The following is a 1,254-nucleotide window of genomic DNA, read 5'->3' as shown; positions in this document are numbered from 1 at the left end:
TTTTGTTTTTGTACTGCTGTTGTTGTTTATTCAAGATATGATTCCGTATTAAGACGGAAGAGAGAAAGTAAGAAGCCGGGTCTAATGAAACAGACTAGGTTGAACTTAGTCCTATAGCTCAGTTGGTTAGAGCGCTACACTGATAATGTAGAGGTCGGCAGTTCAACTCTGCCTGGGACTACGAACGGAATCAAGTTCGGGGGATTAGCTCAGCTGGCTAGAGCATCTGCCTTGCACGCAGAGGGTCAACGGTTCGAATCCGTTATTCTCCACTCCATCGGAAACGTAAGAAACGAAGATGAACGATCTATGACATATTGTACAAGCAAACAGTAATTTTAGTAGTAAAGAGCTGAAAGTATATATCATCCCGCTGGCACGCAAGTGTGAGCGAATGGATAAGGAAAGTAAAGAAGGGCGCATGGCGGATGCCTTGGCTCTCGGAGGCGATGAAGGACGTGATAAGCTGCGATAAGCTTTGGGGAGGTGCAAATGACCTTTGATCCAGAGATTTCCGAATGGGACAACCCAATATCTTGAAGAGGTATTATCTTACTATGTAAGAGGCTAACGCAGGGAACTGAAACATCTTAGTACCTGCAGGAAAAGAAAATAAACAATGATTCCCCCAGTAGTGGCGAGCGAACGGGGAACAGCCCAAACCATCCATGTTACGGCATGGGTGGGGTTGTAGGACTACGCCGTTGCATGAAGACATCAGAGAAGAACTTTCTGGAAAGAAAGACCATAGAGCATGACAGTTGCGTATTCGAATGTTGTCGAAGCATAGTAGTATCCTGAGTAGCGCGGAGCACGAGGAATTCTGCGTGAATCTGCCGGGACCATCCGGTAAGGCTAAATACTCCCGAGAGACCGATAGCGAACCAGTACCGTGAGGGAAAGGTGAAAAGCACTTCGAACAGAAGAGTGAAATAGTTCCTGAAACCGTGCGCCTACAAGCGGTCGGAGCTCGTTAATGAGTGACGGCGTGCCTTTTGCATAATGAACCTACGAGTTGCCTTTGCCGGCAAGGTTAAGTGTGACGACACACGTATCCGAAGCGAAAGCGAGTCTGAATAGGGCGTATAGTCGGCAGTGGCAGACGCGAAACCAAGTGATCTACCCTTGGCCAGGTTGAAGGCTGGGTAACACCAGCTGGAGGACCGCACCAATAAGCGTTGAAAAGCTTCTGGATGAGCTGAGGGTAGGGGTGAAAGGCTAATCAAACTTGGAGATAGCTCGTACTCCCCGAAA

2 tRNA genes and 1 rRNA gene are annotated in these 1,254 nt (G+C 47.9%); all 3 read left to right on the top strand.

Annotation, left to right across the window (positions count from 1 at the left end):
- The first annotated feature begins 107 nt into the window (after positions 1-107).
- Positions 108-181, top strand: a tRNA-Ile gene (locus WS34_RS14715).
- A 17-nt stretch (positions 182-198) separates the two neighbouring features.
- Positions 199-272: transfer RNA gene (locus tag WS34_RS14710), tRNA-Ala, on the top strand.
- 129 nt (positions 273-401) lie between these two features.
- Positions 402-1,254: ribosomal RNA gene (locus WS34_RS14705) — 23S ribosomal RNA — on the top strand; the annotation flags it as partial.

The organism is Odoribacter sp. N15.MGS-14, from assembly GCF_000980245.1.
Taxonomy (GTDB): domain Bacteria; phylum Bacteroidota; class Bacteroidia; order Bacteroidales; family Marinifilaceae; genus Odoribacter; species Odoribacter splanchnicus.
The sequence above is the reverse complement of the archived record's forward strand: the minus strand, read 5'-3'. Positions and strand labels throughout refer to the sequence as shown.